Here is a 685-nt window from a genome sequence, read left to right on the forward strand (position 1 = left end):
CCGGGGGTCGGGGGCGGGCCGGACGGGGCGGGTGCGGTGGAGATGCTGTGCGGCAAGTACCGGCTCGACCGTAGCCGGGCGCATCCGCTGATGGCAGAGCTGCCGCAGGTCGTGCACCTGCCCTCCCGGGCGGGGGCGCGGCCGGAACTGCGCTCTGCCATCGACCTGTTGGGCCGTGAGCTGGGCGAGCAGCGGCCCGGTTCGGGCATCGCGGTGCCCGGTCTGCTCGACCTGCTGCTCGTCTACATGATCCGCTCCTGGGTGGCCGAGGGCGGGAGCGGGACGTGGCCGGCGGTGCTGGGCGATCCGGTGGCGGCCGCCGCGCTGCGGGTCCTGCACGCGGACCCGTCCGCGCCCTGGACCAACGAGCGGCTGGCGGCGCAGGTCGGGGTGTCCCGGCCCACCCTGGCGCGGCGCTTCACCTCCCTGGTGGGCCGGCCCCCGATGGCGTACCTGACCTGGTGGCGGCTGAGTCTGGCCGCGGCGGTGCTGCGCGAGTCCGAGGAGCCGCTGGCCGCGGTGGCGCGGCGGGTCGGCTACGGCAGCCCGTACGCCCTCTCGCACGCCTTCAGCCGCGAGTTCGGCACCACACCCGGCCGCTACCGGGCCCAGGCCCGGCCGGAAACGGGCCCGGAGACGGACGTGGACGCCGGGGCCGCCGGCCGGCGAAGGTATACCGCCCAGG

1 protein-coding gene is annotated in these 685 nt (G+C 76.9%); it reads left to right on the forward strand.

Going from position 1 to position 685, the window contains the following annotated elements:
• On the forward strand, nt 1-685 hold a 685-nt coding region (locus PV721_RS43675), incomplete at both ends, for an AraC family transcriptional regulator (protein ID WP_319734475.1).

It is taken from the genome of Streptomyces sp. MB09-01, from assembly GCF_033794505.1.
Lineage (GTDB): Bacteria > Actinomycetota > Actinomycetes > Streptomycetales > Streptomycetaceae > Streptomyces.